We start from the raw sequence: 17,984 nt of genomic DNA on the forward strand, positions 1-17,984 counted from the left end.
GCCACGGCGTCTCCCGCAACATCAACCCCTCGGACACGCGCGACCTGGTCGGCGAATACGCCCAGGCCGATGCCGCCCAGGCCGAGCTGGCCATCACGGCCGCCAGCGCCGCCTTCCCGGCCTGGAGCCTGTCGACACCGCAGCAGCGCTTCGACATCCTCGACGCCATCGGCACCGAGATCCTGGCGCGCCGAGCCGAGCTGGGCGACCTGCTGGCCCGCGAGGAAGGCAAGACCCTGCCCGAGGCCATCGGCGAGGTCGGGCGCGCCGGCTACATCTTCAAGTTCTTCGCCGGCGAGGCATTGCGCCCGGGCGGCGAGAGCCTGCCCTCCGTGCGCCCCGGCGTCGGCGTGGAAGTGACGCGCGAAGCCGTCGGTGTCGTCGGCCTCATCACGCCGTGGAACTTCCCCATCGCCATTCCCGCCTGGAAGATCGCACCGGCCCTGGCCTGGGGCAATTGCGTCGTCTTCAAGCCTGCCGACCTCGTGCCGGGCTCAGCCTGGGCGCTGGCCGAAATCCTGTCGCGCTCGGGCCTRCCTGCCGGCGTCTTCAACCTCGTCATGGGCCGCGGTTCGGTGGTCGGCGAGAAGCTGCTGAACGACCCGCGCGTGGCAGCCATCAGCTTCACCGGCTCGGTGGGCACGGGCCAGAAGGTCGCGGCGGCCTGTGTGGCGCGCATGGCCAAGTTCCAGCTCGAGATGGGCGGCAAGAACCCCATGATCGTGCTCGACGACGCCGACCTGGGCGTGGCCGTCAACGCCGCCGTCAACAGCGGCTTCTTCTCCACCGGCCAGCGCTGCACGGCGTCGAGCCGCCTCATCGTCACCGAGGGCATCCACGACCGCTTCGTTGCGGCCATGGTCGACAAGATGAAGACGCTGAAGGTGGACGACGCCCGCAAGGCCGGCACCGACATCGGCCCGGTCGTCGACGCCAGCCAGCTCGGCCAGGACACCGACTACATCGGCATCGCCAAGACCGAGGGCGGCAAGCTGGCCCACGGCGGCGAGCGCATCGAGACCAATGCCGCCGGCGCGCCGGGCTTCTACCTGACGCCGGCCCTCATCACCGACACGACGCCCTCCATGCGCATCAACCGCGAAGAGGTGTTCGGCCCGGTCGTGAGCGTGCTGCGCGCCCGCGACTACGAGCACGCACTGGCCCTGTCCAACGACACGCCGTTCGGCCTGGCCGCCGGCATCGCGACGACCTCGCTGAAATACGCCACCCACTTCAAGCGCCATTCGCAGGCCGGCATGGTGATGGTCAACCTGCCCACCGCAGGCGTGGACTACCACGTGCCCTTTGGCGGCCGCAAGGGCAGCAGCTACGGCCCGCGCGAGCAGGGCCGCCACGCGGCTGAGTTCTACACAACCGTGAAGACGGCTTACACCCAAGCCTGATCCCACCCCTTTGGCACCACCGCCCGGCAAGAGGCGGAGCCGCTGCATTGCCCGGAGACAACCGATGAATACCGCCACCGCCACCCTGGCCCACGCCGCCAGCGTCACGCGAACGAAGAAGCGCTTCGCCATCCTGGCGATGCTCTTCATCGTCACGACGATCAACTACGCCGACCGCGCGACGCTGTCCATCGCCGGCCCGGCGTTGTCCAAGGACCTGGGCATCGACTCGGTGACGATGGGCTTCATCTTCTCGGCCTTCGGCTGGTCCTACGTCATCGCCCAGTTGCCGGGCGGCTGGCTGCTGGACCGGTACGGCTCCAAGAAGGTTTACGCCGCCAGCATCTTCATCTGGTCGGTGTTCACGCTGCTGCAGGGCGGCATCAGCTTCCTGACCGCGACGGCGACGACCGCCGTCGTCGTGCTGTTCGCGTTGCGCTTCCTTGTCGGCGCGGCCGAGGCGCCGTCCTTCCCCGCCAATGGCCGCATCGTCGCGTCCTGGTTCCCGGCCGCCGAGCGCGGCACGGCCTCGGCCATCTTCAACTCGGCCCAGTACTTCGCCACCGTGCTGTTCGCGCCGCTGATGGGCTGGATCACGCACAGCTACGGCTGGCCGGCCGTCTTCGTCGTCATGGGCCTGCTGGGCATCGTGGTCAGCGCCGTCTGGCTCAAGACCGTCTATACGCCCAAGACCCACCCCGGCGTCAACCAGGCCGAGCTGGACCACATCGCGGCCGGCGGTGCCCTCGTCAACATGGACCAGCCCGGCACGCAAAGCCGCAGCTTCGCGCCGGAGTCCCCCAAGCTCGGCTACATCAAGCAGTTGCTCTCCAACCGCATGCTGATGGGCGTCTACGTGGGCCAGTACTGCATCACGACGCTGACCTATTTCTTCCTGACCTGGTTCCCCGTCTACCTGGTCAAGGAACGGGGCATGTCCATCCTCAACGCCGGCTTCGTCGCGGCGCTGCCGGCCATCTGCGGCTTCGCCGGCGGCGTGCTCGGCGGGCTGATCTCTGACGGGCTGCTGCGCCGCGGCAAGACACTGACCGTGGCCCGCAAGACGCCCATCGTCATCGGCATGCTGCTGAGCACCAGCATGATCCTGTGCAACTACGTGGACAGCGCCGCGGTCGTCGTCGCCATCATGTCGCTGGCCTTCTTCGGCAAGGGCCTCGGCGCGCTGGGCTGGGCCGTGGTGTCGGACACCTCGCCCAAGGAAATATCGGGGCTGTCCGGCGCGCTGTTCAACACCTTCGGCAACACCGCCGGCATCACGACGCCCATCGTCATCGGCTACCTGATCAAGGGCACGGGCTCATTCAACGCGGCCCTGGTGTTCGTCGCCGCGAACGCGCTGGTGGCCGTGTGCTGCTACCTGTTCATCGTCGGCGACATCAAGCGCTTCGAGCTCAGGAAGGATTCCTGACCCACCTGGCGGCCCAGGCGTCGTAGGCCGCGAGCGTCTTCACCGGCCAGGTCCCCCACCAGGTATAGCCGTTGCGCCGCTCCAAGCTGAGGTCGTTGACGTCGTCGTGCAGGCTCTTGTCGCGGTCGCCGAACACCGGCTTGAGCGTGACCGGGTCGTAAAAGCGCGACCACAGCGGGCCGGCGCCCGGCTGCACCACCAGCCGGCGCGCGTCGTCCACCTTGACGAAGGCGCGGTCGCGCACGGCCAGGGCACGCAGCATGACGATGCCGCCCTTCACCGCGGCGACGACCGCCGGCGACGGGTCGGGCAGGCTCATCAGATAGCCCAGCGCCCGCGCGCTCTCGCCACTGCTCAGTGCCGGCGGCTCGTAGTTGCGCGCCGAGGCCGGCGCCAGCGTCAGCGCGTCGTGCTGCTGGGCCCACAGCGTCGGCTTGCCGTCGACGCGGATCTGCGTGGCCAGCAGCAACTGCACGGCGCGCGCCTGTGCCGCCGCGGCGTCGGCCTTCAACGCGGCTGGCAGGAAACCCAGGTCGAGCTCACCGCGTGCGGCGGCCCCCATCAGCTCGGCCACTTCGACGACGGCGTCGTCATTCAGCGTGATGGCGTCGTGGTAGCCGCCCTGCAGCGGCCACACCTGGGGCCAGCCGCCGTTGGGAAACTGCGCCGCCAGCAGGTAGCGCAGGCCGCGCTCGGCCGCCTGGCGGTAAACGGCACCGGGCGCGCCGGGCTGCTGGGCCGCCACGCGGGCGAGGAAGCGGATCTCGGTGATGGTGGCGTCGTTGTCGATGGTGCCCACATAGCTCCACTGCGCGTCCTGGGCCAGGTCGAAGTCACCCGGCGTTGCCCGCTTGGAGTTGTTGTCGGCCACGAACGCCTGGCCGGGCAGGCGCGGCGCGCGGTCGCGCGGCTGGTTCTTGCCCCAGCCGCCGGCGGGTGTCTGGAAGCTCAGGACGTTGCGGGCCACGGCCAGGGCCGCGTCGCCGGCATACCAGGCGGCGGGCTTGTCCAGCGGCATGCTGGCCTCGGCATGACCGCCCTCGGGCGGCGCGGGCCAGGCCGTCAGCCCCTTGCGCTCGGCCGCCAGCGCGGCGCGGTCGGCGGCGCGCTGGGCGTCGGAGCGGGCCAGATAGGCCACCCAGGGCCCGCGTTCAGTCGCCGGCAGCGCCGCGACCCGTTCGGCCGTCAATGGCTGGGCCGGCGGGATGACGCCGATCTGCGCTGACCAGGCCGACGAGCAGAGGGCCAAGGCAAGCAGGGTGAAACGGCAGGCAAGGGGCATGACGGGCGCCGAAGTTTGGGGGTGGCCGGCAATCTACCGGCTCGCGCGGGCCGCGAGGGCGCTAATCTCGCGCCGCTCACACAGTTGATCGAGACATGATTCATTGCGCGCGTTTCCCGTGGCTGGCCGTCCTGCTCGTGCTGGCCGCTTGTGCCAGCCCTCCTCCACCGCTGCCCGCTGCGGCGCCGCCGGTTGGCCTGCAGCAAGCCTGGGTGCAGGCCGTCGCCGGGCCGGCCTGGGCTGTACGTGCGCTGACGGGCGAAGCCAGCTGCCCCACGCTGCGCTGGGGCAGCAGCGTCACCGCCATGCAGGAACGCAGCGCCCCCGGCGACGAGCCGCCGCCCGCGGGCAACAAGGAGCCCGAGCGCAAGCCGACGCACTTCACGCTGCGTGCCTGCGAGGCGCCCTGGCCCGCCGATGCGGCCAGCGTGCAGGTGGACGACATCGTGCTGCATGCCCCCACTGCCGAAGCCCGCCGCATCGTCGTCATCGGCGATACCGGCTGCCGCCTCAAGGCCTCGGACCGCGACTTCCAGGGCTGCAACGACGCCTCGGACTGGCCCTTCCCACGCGTGCTGGCCCTGGCCCTGAGGCTCAAGCCCGACCTCGTCATCCACGTCGGCGACTACCACTACCGCGAAAGCCCCTGCCCGCCCGGCATGGCCGTCTGCGCCGGCAGCCCCTGGGGCTATGGCGACGATACCTGGCAGGCCGATTTCTTCCAGCCCGCCAAGGCCCTTCTGGCCGCCGCGCCCTGGGTCTTCGTGCGCGGCAACCACGAGGCCTGCGCCCGTGCCGGCCAGGGCTGGCTGCGCTATCTGGACGCCGAAACCGGTCCGGCGCGTGCCTGCCAGCCCGCCGGCCCAGGCGTCAACGAGGGCGACTTCACCGCGCCCTTCCCCGTGCCGCTGTCGCCGCGCAGCCAGCTCATCGTCTTTGACTCCTCGGAGATCGGCAGCCGCACGCCGCCCCGGGATTCCCCCGCCTGGGCCCGCTGGCGCCAGCAGCTCGACCGCGTCGCAGAGCTGGCCCAGGGCAGCGCCCAGAGCCTGTTTGCCAGCCACCATCCCAGCCTGGCCTTCAGCCCCAGCCCGATCGGCGCGCCCCGCGCCGCCCGATCGGGCCTGACGCCCCTGCTGCAGGACGCGGCACCCGGCCGCCTCTTCCCGCCAGGCGTGCAGGCCACACTTCATGGCCACATCCACATGCATCAGGCCCTGGGCTTCGCGAGCAATCATCCGGTCACCCTCGTCGTCGGCAACGGCGGTTCGGCCGCATCAGGCCACGTCAACGACGCCGCGGCCCTGAAGCACGAACTGCTGCCCGGCGCCCGACTGGAGACGGTACGCATCCACACGGACTTCGGCCTGTCTCTGCTGACGGCCACGCCCGAGGGCTGGCAGCTGCAGGCGCTGGACGCCCTGGGCCAGCCGCTGTCGACCTGCCGCCTGGCTGGCCAGAAGCTGAGTTGCTGATGGGCACGCCTCGTAACGAGTGCCTTTCGTCAGGGCGCACGAGAAGTAACGCCCGCGCATTCCATCACTGCGCACCCGATTTGAAGGGTTTCCAGCAGGTAAATCGATACAGCATCGAAAGCCCCCCCGGCTAAACTGGCCGCACCTGTCAAGCTGTTTTTGGCGGGAACCACGTTGATAGAGGACTCGGCTACATGAGCTCCAGATTGAAAGTCGCCGGTTGGGTTGCCCTCGGTGCCGTCGCAGGTGCACTCACCACCATGCAGCTGCAGGCCAATGCGCGCAGTACCCTGTCCCCCCTGCCGCTGGACGAAATGCAGCAGCTCGCGGCCGTCTTCGGCCTCGTCAAGAGCGACTACGTCGAATCCGTCGACGAAAAGAAACTGATCAACGACGCCATCGCCGGCATGGTGTCTGGCCTGGACCCCCACTCCCAGTTTTTTGACAAGAAGACCTTCAAGGAATTCCGTGAAGGCACGACCGGCAAGTTCGTCGGTGTCGGCATCGAGATCGGCATGGAAGACGGCCTGGTCAAGATCGTCTCCCCCATCGAGGGCTCGCCCGCCTTCCGCGCCGGCCTCAAGAGCGGCGACCTGATCAGCCGCATCGATGACACCGCCGTGCGCGGCCTCACCATCGACCAGGCCGTCAAGAAGATGCGCGGCGACCCGTCGACCAAGGTCAGCCTCACCATCTACCGCAAGGCCGAGAACCGCACCTTCCCCGTGACCATCGTGCGCGAGGAGATCAAGGTCCAGAGCGTGCGTGCCAAGGTCATCGAGCCGGGCTATGCCTGGATCCGCGTCAGCCAGTTCCAGGATCGCACCGTCGACGACTTCGCCAAGAAGCTCGAAGAGATCTACAAGCAGGAGCCCCATCTCAAGGGCCTGGTGCTTGACCTGCGCAACGACCCGGGCGGTCTGCTGGATGCCTCCATCGCCATCTCGGCGGCGTTCCTGCCCAAGGACGTCGAGGTCGTGTCGACCAACGGCCAGATCGCCGARTCCAAGGCCAGCTACAAGGCCAGCCCCGACGACTACCGCCGCCGCAGCAGCGACGACCCGATCAAGCGCCTGCCCGCCGCGTTGAAGAACGTGCCGCTGGTGGTGCTCGTCAACGAAGGCTCGGCCAGCGCCAGCGAGATCGTCGCCGGCGCCCTGCAGGATCACCACCGCGCCACCGTCATGGGCGCCCAGACCTTCGGCAAGGGCTCGGTGCAGACCGTGCGCCAGCTGGGCCCGGAAACGGCATTGAAGATCACGACGGCGCGCTACTACACGCCGAGCGGCCGCTCCATCCAGGCCAAGGGCATCGTGCCCGACGTGCTGCTGGACGAAACCGCCGAGGGCAATGTCTTCGCCGCGCTGCGCATGCGTGAGGCCGACCTCGAAAAGCATCTGAACAACGGCCCCGAGGACGAAAACGAAGCCCGCCAGAAGGCCCGCGAGGAAGCGCGCCAGAAGCTGGAAGCCGAGTACGCCAAGCGCGCCGAGCCGCCCAAGCCCCTGCCCGAGTTCGGCTCGACGGAAGACTTCCCGCTGATGCAGGCGCTGAACAAGCTCAAGGGTCAACCGGTCATTGCGTCCAAGTCGGCTGTCGAGCGCAAGGCCGAAGCCAAGACGACGGAATAACTACAAAGAGTCCTGACTTCAAAAAGCACAGGGGCCTCTCGCGAGGCCCTCTTTTTTTGCCCAACCGGTGCCACGCCCCTCCTCAGCCGGCAGTGGCGAGATGGGTCAGCACGCAGCGCCACTGTCCCTGCACCTGGCGGTAGACATCGGTGATCCATTCATCGGCGCTGATGGGCTCGCCCCTGAAAGTGCCGGTGTTGCTGCCCCGCCCGGTGACGACCGCCATGTCGCCGTACACGCTGGCCCGCACCACCTGCTTGGTCATCGAATCGTGCGTCAGCATGCCGCTGGCTATGGCATGGAGGATGGCCTCGCGCGAGATCGGCCCCTTCTCCGGCGTCACGAGGGTCCAGTCCTCGGAGATGCATTGGGCGATGCGCTGGACGTCGTTGCTGACCATGGCGTCGTTGAAGCGGTCTTCGAGCGCCTGGAATGCCCGCAGCACCTCGCCATCGGCGGGCGCGGTTGTCATGACGGGCTCCCCGCGACCATCGCGTCCCAGCGGCGTTGCATTTCGTCGACGCTGACCTCCTCCGCCTTGCTCGCAACGAACCAGCTGTAGCCGAAGGGATCGGCGATCAGACCGCTGCGGTGGCCATGGAACTCGAGCTTGACGGCACGCAGGACGGTGGCGCCGTGCCGCACGGCGTTCGCAACGAATGAGTCGGCATCGGCCACGTCGAGGTGGAGCTTGACCGGGGAGCCGCCGATCGTCTCGGGCCCGACGGCCCCGAAGTCAGGATACTCGTCGGCAATGAAGACCCGTGTGGCGCCGAACAGCAGCTCGGCATGGCCGATGCGTCCATCGGACGGATCGATCAGCTTGAAGTCCAGGCTGGCGCCCAGGGCCTGGACGTAGAAGTCGATGGCGGCCTGAGCACCCCGAACCACAAGGTAGGGCGACAGGTTGGCGGGTGAAGTGCCGACTGCGGGCATGATGAATCTCCGGTGATGTCGAATTAGATTACGATACGTCACGTAATGAGTCAAGCAACCGATCCGACACCGCCGCGCAAGCCCGGCCGCCCGCCCAGCGAGGAGGCGCGCCGCCTCGCGCTGGCGACCGCCTACCGCATCCTGATCGAGGAGGGCCTGGGCCGGCTGACGATCGAGCGCGTGGCGGCCGAATCGGGCGTCAGCAAGCCGACGATCTACAGAACCTGGACCAACGCCCAGGACCTCGCGATGGCCGCCTTCATGGCGCACCCGGCCTCGGATGAACCGGTCTCACGGGCGAACTCCGTGCAGGCCGGCCTACGGGCGCATCTGCGTGGCGTCATCGCCACCTTCGCCACGCCGCGCGGTCGCCAGATCACGCTGACCATGGCCTCCGCCGACCCCGACAGCGAACTGGCCAAGGCCTTTCGCAACCAGGTGATCCTGAAGAGCCGCGAGGCCGGCCGCCAGCTCATCGAGCGCGGCATGTCGCTGCACGAGATTCAATCCGGCATCGACATCGACGTGGCGCTCGACATGATCTACGGGCCGCTGTTCTTCCGGCTGCTCGTCGGCCACCGGCCGTTGTCGCTGCAACTGGCGGAGCAACTGGTCGAGACGCTCTTCAACGGAGTGGCGTCGGCGCAAGATCCGCTCGGCTGACGCTCATCGCCGCCGGGTCACGGCCAAGGCGCCCAGGGCCGCCACCGCGCCGAGGGCCGGTACTGCCCGCCAGCCCAACGATGCCAGCAGGGCCGAGCCCAACGCCGCGCCGCTGGCCATGCCGACGAACATCGTGCTGACGAGCACGGCATTCAGCCGGCTGCGTGAAGCCGGGTCCAGGCTGTAGACCACGCTCTGGTGCGACACCAGCGCGGCCTGCACGCCCAGGTCAAACACCACGGCCACGCCCACCAGCAGCCACAGCGAGGCCGGTGCCAGCGCCTGCACGGTGAAGGCGATGAACACCAGCAGCGCGCCGACGCGGATGACGGCCTGCGGGCCGCGCTTGTCCGCCACGCCACCGGCCAGCGGTGCTGCCAGCGCGCCCGCTGCACCGGCCAGGCCGAACGCCCCGGCCACCGCGCTGCCCTGGCCGAAATCCGGCCCCGCCAGCACCAGGGCCAGCGTCGACCAGAAGGCACTGAAGGCCACGCTCAGCAGGCCCTGGGCCAGCGCAGCCCGGCGCAACGGGGCATGCCGGGCCCACAGCCCCGCCATCGACAGCAGCAGCGAGCCATAGCCCGCCGACGTCGCCGGCACGAAGTGCGGCAGGCCGCGCCACAGCAGCGGGATCAACGCCGCCACGGCCAGCGCCGCCACCGCGTAGACGGCGCGCCAGCCGGCCACCGCCGCCAGCGAGCCGCTGGCCACGCGTGACAGCAGGATGCCCAGCAGCAGGCCCGTCATGACCTGGCCCACGCGCTTGCCGCGCTCGGCCTCGGGCGCCAGCGTGGCCACTGCCGGCACGATGTCCTGGGCCAGCGTTGCCGTCAGGCCGATGGCCACGCTGGCGATGCACAAGGCTGCAAAGCCCGGCGCAAGCGCAGCGCAAGCCAGGGCGGCAACCAGAGCGACGGACTTGACCGCAATGATGCGGCGCCGGTCGAAACGATCGCCCAGCGGCGACAGCAGCAGAATGGCCGCCGCATAGCCGAGCTGGGTCAACGTGGGCAGCAGGCCGATGGCCGCGCTGCCGACGCCGAACTGCTCGGACAGCAGGCCCAGCAGCGGCTGCACGTAGTAGAGGGAGGCAACGGCCAGGCCGGTGGCGGTGGCCAGCAGCAGCGTCAGCGCGGGGCTGAGCGGGGCGACATGGGGCGCGGACTTCATCCCGCCAGTGTCGCGAGGGCCGGCAAATCCTGCGCTGCCAGGGCTATCCTGACACCATGAACGACGACGACCTGTTGCGCTATTCCCGCCATCTGCTGCTCGACGAGATTGGCATCGAGGGCCAGCAGCGCTTGCTTGACGCCAGCGCCCTGGTCATCGGCGCCGGCGGCCTGGGCTCACCGGTGGCCCTCTATCTGGCTTCGGCCGGTGTCGGCCGCATCACGCTGGTCGACCATGACACCGTGTCGTTGACGAATCTGCAGCGCCAGATCGCCCACGACATGAGCAGCCTGGACAAACCCAAGGTCGACTCGGCCGCCGCCCGCATGGCCGCGCTGAACCCTGGCGTGCAGGTGCGCGCCCTCGCGCAGAAGGCCGATGCCGCCCTGCTCGACGAGGAAGTCCCGCGCGTAGACGTCGTCCTCGACTGCACCGACAACTTCGCCACCCGCCACCTCGTCAACGCCGCCTGCGTGCGCCACGGCAAGCCGCTGGTCTCGGGTGCGGCCATCGGTTTCGACGGCCAGATCAGCGTCTATGACAGCCGCTCGCGAGAGCAGCCCTGCTATGCCTGCCTGTTCCCACCCGAATCCGGCTTCGAGGACGTGGCCTGCTCGACCATGGGCGTGTTCGCACCGCTGGTGGGCATCATCGGCGCCATGCAGGCCGCCGAGGCGCTGAAGCTGCTGGCCGGCGTGGGCGAGCCTTTGGCCGGGAGGCTGCTGATGCTGGACGGCCGGCGCATGCAGTGGAGCGAGATCGCCATGCAGCGCGACCCCGAATGCTCCGTCTGCGGCGGATGAAATCCCGCGAACGCCTCTGAATGGGGCGGAAAATTCCGTCCCGACCTGCCCACAATCCTTTTTCCCCATGAAGCCCACCGACGTCCCGACGCGCAACTTCCCGACCGCCAAGGAAGAGTGCCGCGACCTGCCCCCTCACCCCGACTACGACGGCCCGGGCGCCGCCTACAACCTGGCCTTCAAGGACGAGACCTTCCTGCTGCGCCAGGACATGCGCGCCGTGCGCATGCAGCTGGAGCTGATGAAGCCCGAGCTGATGCAGAACGAGCAGGGCGTCAAATCCACCATCGTCATCTTCGGCAGCGCCCGCATCCTGTCGGCAGAGGCCGCCCAGGCCCTGCTGACCGTGGCCGAGGACCGCGGCGACGAAGCCGGCGCGGCACGAGCGCGCCGCCATCTGGCGATGAGCCGCTATTACGAGGAAGCGCGCCGCTTCGCGCAGATCGCCACCGCCGCTTGTACCGAGCGCGGCAATCATGTCGTCGTCGCTACCGGCGGCGGCCCCGGCATCATGGAGGCCGGCAACCGCGGCGCCTACGACGTCGGCGGCAAGAGCGTCGGGCTGAACATCGTGCTGCCGCACGAGCAGTACCCCAACCCCTACATCACGCCGGAGCTGTGCTTTCGCTTCCATTACTTCGGCCTGCGCAAGATGCACTTCCTGATGCGCGCCGTCGCCCTGGTGTGCTTCCCCGGGGGCTTCGGTACGCTGGATGAACTGTTCGAGACGCTGACGCTGATCCAGACCAAGAAGAGCCGGCCGCGTCCCATCCTGCTGGTCGGCCGCGAGTTCTGGACCAAGCTGATCAACATCGAGCTGCTGATCGAGACCGGCATGATCAATCCCGTCGACGCACAGCTCTTTCACTACGTCGAGACGGCCGAGGAAGCCTGGGCCATCCTCGAATCCGCTCCTGAACTCGCCAGCCCCTCAACGCCATGACCAAACTCAGAAACGTCTCCCTCATCGGTGTGCCGACCGACATCGGCGCCGGCGCCCGCGGCGCGAGCATGGGCCCCGAGGCCATGCGCGTGGCGGGCCTGGCCGAGGCGCTGCGCGCCCGCGGCGTGGACGTCATCGACCGCGGCAACCTGGCCGGCCCGTCCAACCCCTGGCTGCCGCCGACCGACGGCTACCGCCATCTGCAGGAAGTCGTCGCCTGGAACCAGGCCACCCACGACGCCATCTACGCCGAACTCAAGACCGGCCGCCTGCCCATCATGCTGGGCGGTGACCACTGCCTGGGCCTGGGTTCCATCAGCGCCGTGGCCCGCCACTGCCGCGACACCGGCAAGAAGCTGCGCGTGCTCTGGCTGGACGCGCACGCCGACTTCAACACCAGCGAGCTCACGCCCAGCGGCAACATCCACGGCATGCCCGTGGCCTGCCTGTGCGGCTTCGGCCCCAAGGAACTGGTCGAGATCGGTGGCCATGTGCCGGCCATCTCACCGAAATGGATCCGCCAGATCGGCATCCGCAGCGTCGACGAGGGCGAGCGCGCCTTCGTGCACGAACACGACCTGGAAGTGTTCGACATGCGCTTCATCGACGAGATGGGCATGCGCCACACCATGGAGCTGGCGCTGGCCACGCTGGACGACAACACCCATCTGCACGTCAGCTTCGACGTCGACTTCCTCGACCCCGTCATGGCGCCCGGCGTCGGCACGACGGTCGGCGGCGGCCCGACCTACCGGGAGGCGCATCTGTGCATGGAGATGATCGCCGACACCGGCCGCATGGCTTCGCTGGACCTCGTCGAGCTCAATCCGGCGCTGGACGAGAAGAACAAGACGGCGCTGGTGGCGGTGGACCTGATCGAAAGCCTGTTCGGCAAGAGCACGCTGATGCGCAAGTAGGCGCGAGATGAAGCCCCCACGCTCGCTTCGCTCTCTGCCCCCCGAGGGGGTGTGTCAACGCCTTCGGACGGCCGGGCGGCGCTGACAAGTATGGACGCCACGCCCTATCTGCTGGTCCAGCTCAGCGACCCGCACATCACCCATCCGGGCCGGCTGATCTCCGGCCGCGTCGACACCGCCGCGGCGCTGCGCCACGCGGTTGAACGTGTGCTGCAGATCCGCCCGCGCCCGGTGGCCGTGCTGGTCAGCGGCGACCTTGTCGATGCCGGCCACCCGGCAGAGTACGCGCAGCTGCGCGAGCTGCTGATGCCGCTGGTCGATGCGGGCCTGCCGCTCGCGCTGCTGCCCGGCAACCACGATGCACGCGGCCCGCTGCAGGAGGCTTTCGCGGGCCTGGCCCGCGTGCACCGCGGTGAACCCGGCGCGACGGCCATCCAGTACGCGCTGGACCTGCCCGGCCCGCTGCGACTCGTCGTGCTCGACAGCCTGATGCCCGGTCGGCCCGAAGGCGGTTTCGACGATGCGCGCCTGGCGCAGGCCCAGGCCCTGCTGGCCGAGCGGCCCGACATGCCCACGCTGGTCGCCCTGCACCACCCGCCGCACGCCACCGGCCTCGCGGCCATGGACGCGATGTCGCTGCAAGCGGGCCTCGCCAGCTTCGAGGCACTGGTCGCTGCCCACCCGCAGGTGCAGCGCGTCGTCTGCGGCCATCTGCACCGCATGACCTTGGGCCGCATCGCCCATGCCGCGGTCATCAGCGCGCCTTCCACCGCCCACCAGGTCGCACTGGACCTCGCGCCCGACGCACCGCTGGCCCTGGCGCTGGAGCCCGCCGGCTGGCTCATCCACGCCTGGGGGCCGGGCCTGCCTCTGGTCAGCCATCTTGCGCTGGCAGGGGACCACGAGCGCATCGCCGACCTGTGAGGCCGCCCGCGCATGCGAGGATGCGGCGCATGAAAAGGCCACTCGCGCTGCTCGCGCTTTCACTCGCCCTGCAGGCCCTCGCGCAAGCGCCGCCAGTGCCGGGCGACACCGAGCGCTACACCCTCTTCAACGCGCCCGTCACCCTGCTGCGAAATGCCCAGCTGTTCGACGGCACGGGCGGGGCACCGCGCGAGCACATGAGCGTGCTCATCCGCGACGGCCGCATCGCCTCGGTGGCCCCGGACGCCGAGCTCAAGACCCCGGCCGGCGCGCTGGTGAAGGACCTGGCCGGCGGCGCGCTGATGCCCGGCTTCGTGCTGCTGCACGAACACCTCTTCTACCCGACCGAGCGCGGCAGCTACGGCGCCTTCTTCCAGAGCTTCCCACTGTTGTATCTCGCCGGCGGCGTGACGACGATGCGTACGGCCGGCAGCATGAGCCCCTATGCCGACCTCAACACCTGGAAGGACATCAAGGCCGGCACCGCGCCGGGCCCCGACCTCGACGTGACGGCGCCCTTCCTGAATGGCATCCAGGCCTTCGTCGCGCAGGTGCCGCGGCTCGCATCGGCCGATGACGCCGTGCGCCAGGTGGGCTACTGGGCCGATGTCGGCGCGACCTCGTACAAGGGCTATATGCACCTGACGCGCGAGCAGCTCGACGCGATCGTCAAGGCTGCGCACGAGCGCAAGGCCAAGGTCACGGCCCACCTGTGTGCGGTGACCTACGCTGAAGCCACGGCCATGGGCATCGACAACCTGGAGCATGGCTTCTTCGCGGCCAGCGATTTCGTCGAAGGCAAGCAGGCCGACGCCTGCCCGAGCGGCGACGCAGTGCCGAAGTCCCTCGACGCGCTGGCCGTCGACGACCCGCGCATGGCCGCCCTGCAGCGCCAGATGATCGAACGCAAGGTGGCTCTCACCTCGACGCTGACCATCTTCGAGACCTTCTCGTATGGCCGCCCGATGGCCCCGGCCGCGGCGCTGGACCTGCTGATGCCGCAGCTGCGCGAGCAATACGTGCTGCGCTACACCGCCATCCAGCGCGGTGGCCCCAACCCGCATGGGCGCATCCTTGCGAAGAACATGATTTGGGAGAAGCGCTTCCACGACGCTGGCGGCCTGCTCGTCGCCGGCACCGATCCGACGGGCTATGGCGGCGTCATTCCCGGCTGGTCGTCATTGCGGCAGTTCGAGCTGCTGCGCGAAGCCGGCTTTGACGCCGCGACGGCGGTCAAGGTCATGACATCCAACGGCGCGACCTATCTGGGCCGCACGGCCGATGTCGGCCGCGTGGCCCCTGGCCTGCGCGCCGACCTCATTGCCTTCGTCGCGCCGCTGGATGCGGCCAAGCCAGCTTTGCCTGAAGTGGCGTGGACGATGAAGGCCGGGCGGGCGTGGGACCGGGCCAAGATCCTGAATGCATGGAAGGGGCAGGTCGGCTTGCGATGAGGCCTTTCGCGCTCGCACCGGCGCTGGGACTCTGCACTCGCGACCGGCACGCCGATGCCGGTGCGGGCGGGCTACTTTGCCGAGCCTTCGTCGTACCGCCTGGGCAGCAGGATGCGGAAGGTCGTGCCGACACCGCCCTGAGATTGCAGCTCGGTGGTCGCATCCAGAAGATCGCAAAGGCGCTTGACGATCGACAGCCCGATGCCTTCGCCCGGTTGCTGCTGGACCGGCCGCGCGTCTTCCGGTGAGGGATGCACGTCAGCCAGGTCCACGCTGACATGCGTGATCGCGCCCGTGGCGTGGTCGGCCACGACCTGCTTGGCCTGGTCGGTCGCTTCCTCCAGCGCGCCCGCCAACTGCGAGCCGGGCCCGGCGTGAAAGCCCGGCCCGGTATCGCTGACCTCGAGAAACCAGCGTTCCATGTCGCCAGACGCACAGTCTCCGCAACTGACCGTGACGCCGCCACTGCGTGTGTACTTGATCGCGTTGATCACGAGGTTCTGGGCGATGCGCCGGGTCTTGACCGCGTCGCCCTCCACGGGCAAGGCGGCGACCCCGTTGAACTTCAGGTAGAGCCCGCGCTCCTGTGCATGCGGCTGCAGGTCTTCGCACAGCGCGCCGAGCACCGCGGCGGCATCGACGAGTTCCAGGTTGCGGTGTTCGAGGCCGCCCTGCAAGCGGGCGAGGCTGGTCACGTCGTTTAGCAGATGGCTGAGCGAGCCGACATTGCGGTCAAGCAGGCGCAAAAAGCCGCCGCGCATCGGCTCGGACGCCTTTGGCGACGCGAGGCCCGCGGTGACGGTGGCCACGACGCCGAGGCTGCCGCGCAGGTCATGCGCCGCCTGCTGCCACAGGCTGGCGCGCTCCTGCTCCAGCTCGCGCAAGGACTGCAGGGCCTGTTCGAGATCGCGGATATGGCTGCTCGCCTCGATCTGCTGCAGCTGGAAATATTGCGACACGCTGGCGCTGATGGCGTCACCGCATTGCTGCGCCCAGATCCTGCGCGCCTCGGCCATCACCGCGAGGTGGAGCCCGGAGTTGGCGGCCGCGTAGTCCTCCAGCTCCACCACGACACACTCGTTCAAGCGCCCGAGTTCGCGTGTCACCTCGCCAAGGTCGAAGCCTTGCTGCCAACGGTGCAAGCCGTGGGCTGCGGCGTCGCCCTGATGGCGCTCGTCATCGTCCACGTCCGCCGCCATCTCGCCGCCGGCCAGCTTGCGCTCAAAGTTGACCAACAGCGCTGGAATGTGGTCGTGGAGCTGGGCCCGAGGCAGCGCGGCCCCACTGGTCAGCGCCGGGTCAGACGTCACCGCCATCCGCCATGCCTGCAGAATAGCGCCGCGCCGACGCTTCAGGTGGGTGCCCAATGCTGCATGTTCCAAGGATTGCATCGAGGCGTCCTCTGTTTGCCCGACGGGGCAAGTCGCATTCTGAGTGACGAACCCGGTTCGCGTCGCGGCAGGCCCGAGTAACAGGTCAGGCGCCGCAGGCCAAGTCGTGACCTCCCGTCACCTCACGTGATCGTGAAAACCTGGATGGTCCGCATCAGTTCCCTGGATTGCTGCTTCAACGACTCCGCAGCCGCCGCAGCCTGCTCCACGAGCGCGGCGTTCTGTTGTGTCGCCTGGTCCATGCGGCCGACCGCCACGTTCACCTGCTCGAAGCCGGAAGCCTGCTCGGCGTTGGCGGAAGACATCTCGGTCACCATGGTGGACACCTGCTCGATCGAGGCGACGATCTTTTGCATGGTCTGGCCGGCATGCTGCACCTTGTGCGAGCCATCGCTGATCCGGTTCACCGAGTCGCCGATGAGGGTGCGGATCTCCTTGGCGGCCACGCCGCTGCGCCCGGCCAGCGCACGCACCTCCTGAGCCACCACCGCGAAGCCGCGGCCCTGCTCGCCGGCGCGCGCGGCTTCCACCGCTGCATTGAGCGCCAGGATGTTCGTCTGGAACGCGATGCCATCGATGACGCCGATGATTTCGCTGATCCGCTTGGCCTGGTCGTTGATACCCTGCATCGTCTGGACCACGGCGTCCACGGCCGTGCCTCCTTCGCGCGCGAAGGCCCAGGCATCGGATGCAATGCGCGTGGCCTCTTGCGCCGTCGCAGCATTCGTGCGGATGGCCTCGGCCAGCTGCGCCATGGTGGCTGCCGTCTGCTGCAAGGCCGCGGCGGTCTGCTCGGTGCGCATGGACAGGTCCTGGTTGCCCTGCGCGATCTCGCCAGACGCCGTATCAATCTGGTCGGCCGCTTCACGGATGTTGTTGATGGTCTGGCTCAACTGCAGCGACACCTGATCGAGTGCACGGAGAACCTGCCCCGTCTCATCGCGCCCGGCCTGGATCTCATGCCGCCGCAGGTTGCCGCCCGCCACGTCCCGCGCGATATCCAATGCCCGGCGCAATGGGCCGGTGATGACGTTGACGCACACCCAGATCACGACGGCCGACAGCAGCAATGCGGCCGCGGCCAGCCCGATGGTCAGGCGGTTGCCGAAGGCGACGGCATCCGTCGCCGCCGCCGCCTGCGCCCGGCCGGAAGTCAGCTGCTCCTCCGTCAATACGGCGKCCTGCTTCTTCAGTTCTGCGAAGGCCCCTTCTGCACCCGTCATGAACATCGCCGAAGCCGCCAGGCCGCCACTCTTCATGTCCAGCGCGCCGGCGGTGGCCTTCTCCAGCTTCGCGAGGGCAGCCTCGATGGCATCGAAGCGCTCCGCCAGCTGCGGCCGCTGAGCGGCTGCAGCCCTCATGCGCGCGATGTCGGCGTGCATGCCTCGGAAGACCTCAGGGATCTGCGCATCAAGGCGCGAGATGACCTCTGCCTTCATGCCCGCACCCTCATAGGCCAGGCTTTGCATGATCAGCCCGTAAGCCAGCATCGCCCGCTCGCTGAAGGCACTGGTCTCCGCGACGCTTGGCAGGCCCTGGCTGGCGATCAACTCGACTGCATGGGCC

16 protein-coding genes and 1 pseudogene are annotated in these 17,984 nt (G+C 68.8%); 11 read left to right on the top strand and 6 right to left on the bottom strand.

Annotated elements, in window-relative coordinates; all coding sequences use genetic code 11:
• Both AC1DU6_RS05860 and AC1DU6_RS05865 read left to right on the top strand, forming a co-directional pair.
• On the top strand, positions 1-1,403 hold a 1,403-nt coding region (locus AC1DU6_RS05860), incomplete at its 5' end, for an aldehyde dehydrogenase family protein (RefSeq protein ID WP_477856296.1).
• Positions 1,404-1,467: 64 nt separating this feature from the next.
• Positions 1,468-2,832 (top strand): MFS transporter, encoded by a 1,365-nt coding sequence (locus AC1DU6_RS05865; protein WP_477856297.1) that lies wholly within the window; start codon positions 1,468-1,470, stop codon positions 2,830-2,832.
• Here the strand turns inward: AC1DU6_RS05865 and pelA are convergent.
• Positions 2,816-4,114: a pectate lyase gene (gene pelA / locus AC1DU6_RS05870; protein ID WP_477856298.1), complete on the bottom strand. Its 1,299-nt coding sequence runs from the start codon at positions 4,112-4,114 to the stop codon at positions 2,816-2,818. The genes AC1DU6_RS05865 and pelA overlap by 17 nt on opposite strands.
• 95 nt (positions 4,115-4,209) lie before the next feature.
• Between pelA and AC1DU6_RS05875 the strand changes: the two genes are divergently transcribed.
• Both AC1DU6_RS05875 and AC1DU6_RS05880 read left to right on the top strand, forming a co-directional pair.
• On the top strand, positions 4,210-5,589 hold the full coding sequence (locus AC1DU6_RS05875) for a metallophosphoesterase family protein (protein WP_477856299.1): 1,380 nt from the start codon (positions 4,210-4,212) through the stop codon (positions 5,587-5,589).
• Between the two features lie 194 nt (positions 5,590-5,783).
• The gene (locus tag AC1DU6_RS05880; protein ID WP_056203945.1) at positions 5,784-7,220 is read left to right on the top strand and encodes a S41 family peptidase; all 1,437 of its coding nucleotides are present in this window, start codon (positions 5,784-5,786) and stop codon (positions 7,218-7,220) included.
• An 82-nt stretch (positions 7,221-7,302) separates the two neighbouring features.
• Here AC1DU6_RS05880 and AC1DU6_RS05885 read toward each other — a convergent pair whose 3' ends face one another.
• Both AC1DU6_RS05885 and AC1DU6_RS05890 read right to left on the bottom strand, forming a co-directional pair.
• The gene (locus AC1DU6_RS05885; protein WP_056203953.1) at positions 7,303-7,692 is read right to left on the bottom strand and encodes a nuclear transport factor 2 family protein; all 390 of its coding nucleotides are present in this window, start codon (positions 7,690-7,692) and stop codon (positions 7,303-7,305) included.
• Positions 7,689-8,156, bottom strand: a complete 468-nt coding sequence (locus AC1DU6_RS05890; protein ID WP_477856300.1) for a VOC family protein — start codon at positions 8,154-8,156, stop codon at positions 7,689-7,691. The genes AC1DU6_RS05885 and AC1DU6_RS05890 overlap by 4 nt, the downstream gene beginning before the upstream one ends.
• A 45-nt stretch (positions 8,157-8,201) precedes the next feature.
• Between AC1DU6_RS05890 and AC1DU6_RS05895 the strand changes: the two genes are divergently transcribed.
• Positions 8,202-8,819, top strand: a complete 618-nt coding sequence (locus tag AC1DU6_RS05895) for a TetR/AcrR family transcriptional regulator (protein ID WP_457445399.1) — start codon at positions 8,202-8,204, stop codon at positions 8,817-8,819.
• A 3-nt stretch (positions 8,820-8,822) separates the two neighbouring features.
• On the opposite strand, the gene AC1DU6_RS05900 is transcribed toward AC1DU6_RS05895, so the two are convergent.
• Complete coding sequence (locus AC1DU6_RS05900) at positions 8,823-9,989, bottom strand: MFS transporter (RefSeq protein ID WP_056203961.1); 1,167 nt, start codon at positions 9,987-9,989, stop codon at positions 8,823-8,825.
• Between the two features lie 56 nt (positions 9,990-10,045).
• Between AC1DU6_RS05900 and AC1DU6_RS05905 the strand changes: the two genes are divergently transcribed.
• From AC1DU6_RS05905 to AC1DU6_RS05930, 6 genes and pseudogenes are all read left to right on the top strand, one after another.
• A complete protein-coding gene (locus tag AC1DU6_RS05905; protein ID WP_457322568.1) occupies positions 10,046-10,792 on the top strand; it encodes a HesA/MoeB/ThiF family protein in 747 nt (248 codons plus the stop codon).
• Positions 10,780-10,812 (top strand): annotated as a pseudogene (locus AC1DU6_RS05910) (hypothetical protein). Before AC1DU6_RS05905 ends, AC1DU6_RS05910 begins: the two are co-directional and overlap by 13 nt.
• Positions 10,813-10,859: 47 nt before the next feature.
• A complete protein-coding gene (locus AC1DU6_RS05915; protein ID WP_457322566.1) occupies positions 10,860-11,735 on the top strand; it encodes an LOG family protein in 876 nt (291 codons plus the stop codon).
• A complete protein-coding gene (gene rocF, locus AC1DU6_RS05920) occupies positions 11,732-12,652 on the top strand; it encodes an arginase (protein WP_057300882.1) in 921 nt (306 codons plus the stop codon). The genes AC1DU6_RS05915 and rocF overlap by 4 nt, the downstream gene beginning before the upstream one ends.
• A gap of 51 nt (positions 12,653-12,703) precedes the next feature.
• Positions 12,704-13,576 (top strand): phosphodiesterase, encoded by an 873-nt coding sequence (locus tag AC1DU6_RS05925; RefSeq protein WP_477856301.1) that lies wholly within the window; start codon positions 12,704-12,706, stop codon positions 13,574-13,576.
• A gap of 29 nt (positions 13,577-13,605) precedes the next feature.
• The gene (locus AC1DU6_RS05930) at positions 13,606-15,027 is read left to right on the top strand and encodes an amidohydrolase family protein (protein WP_457322563.1); all 1,422 of its coding nucleotides are present in this window, start codon (positions 13,606-13,608) and stop codon (positions 15,025-15,027) included.
• A 71-nt stretch (positions 15,028-15,098) separates the two neighbouring features.
• Here the strand turns inward: AC1DU6_RS05930 and AC1DU6_RS05935 are convergent, their stop codons facing one another.
• Together AC1DU6_RS05935 and AC1DU6_RS05940 are read right to left on the bottom strand one after the other, a co-directional pair.
• Entirely contained in the window at positions 15,099-16,394 is a 1,296-nt protein-coding gene (locus tag AC1DU6_RS05935) for a sensor histidine kinase (protein ID WP_235532101.1), read from the bottom strand.
• A gap of 146 nt (positions 16,395-16,540) precedes the next feature.
• A partial coding sequence (locus tag AC1DU6_RS05940; RefSeq protein ID WP_477856302.1) for a methyl-accepting chemotaxis protein occupies positions 16,541-17,984 on the bottom strand: 1,444 nt, incomplete at its 5' end.

Source organism: Roseateles sp. P5_B10 (assembly GCF_056400485.1).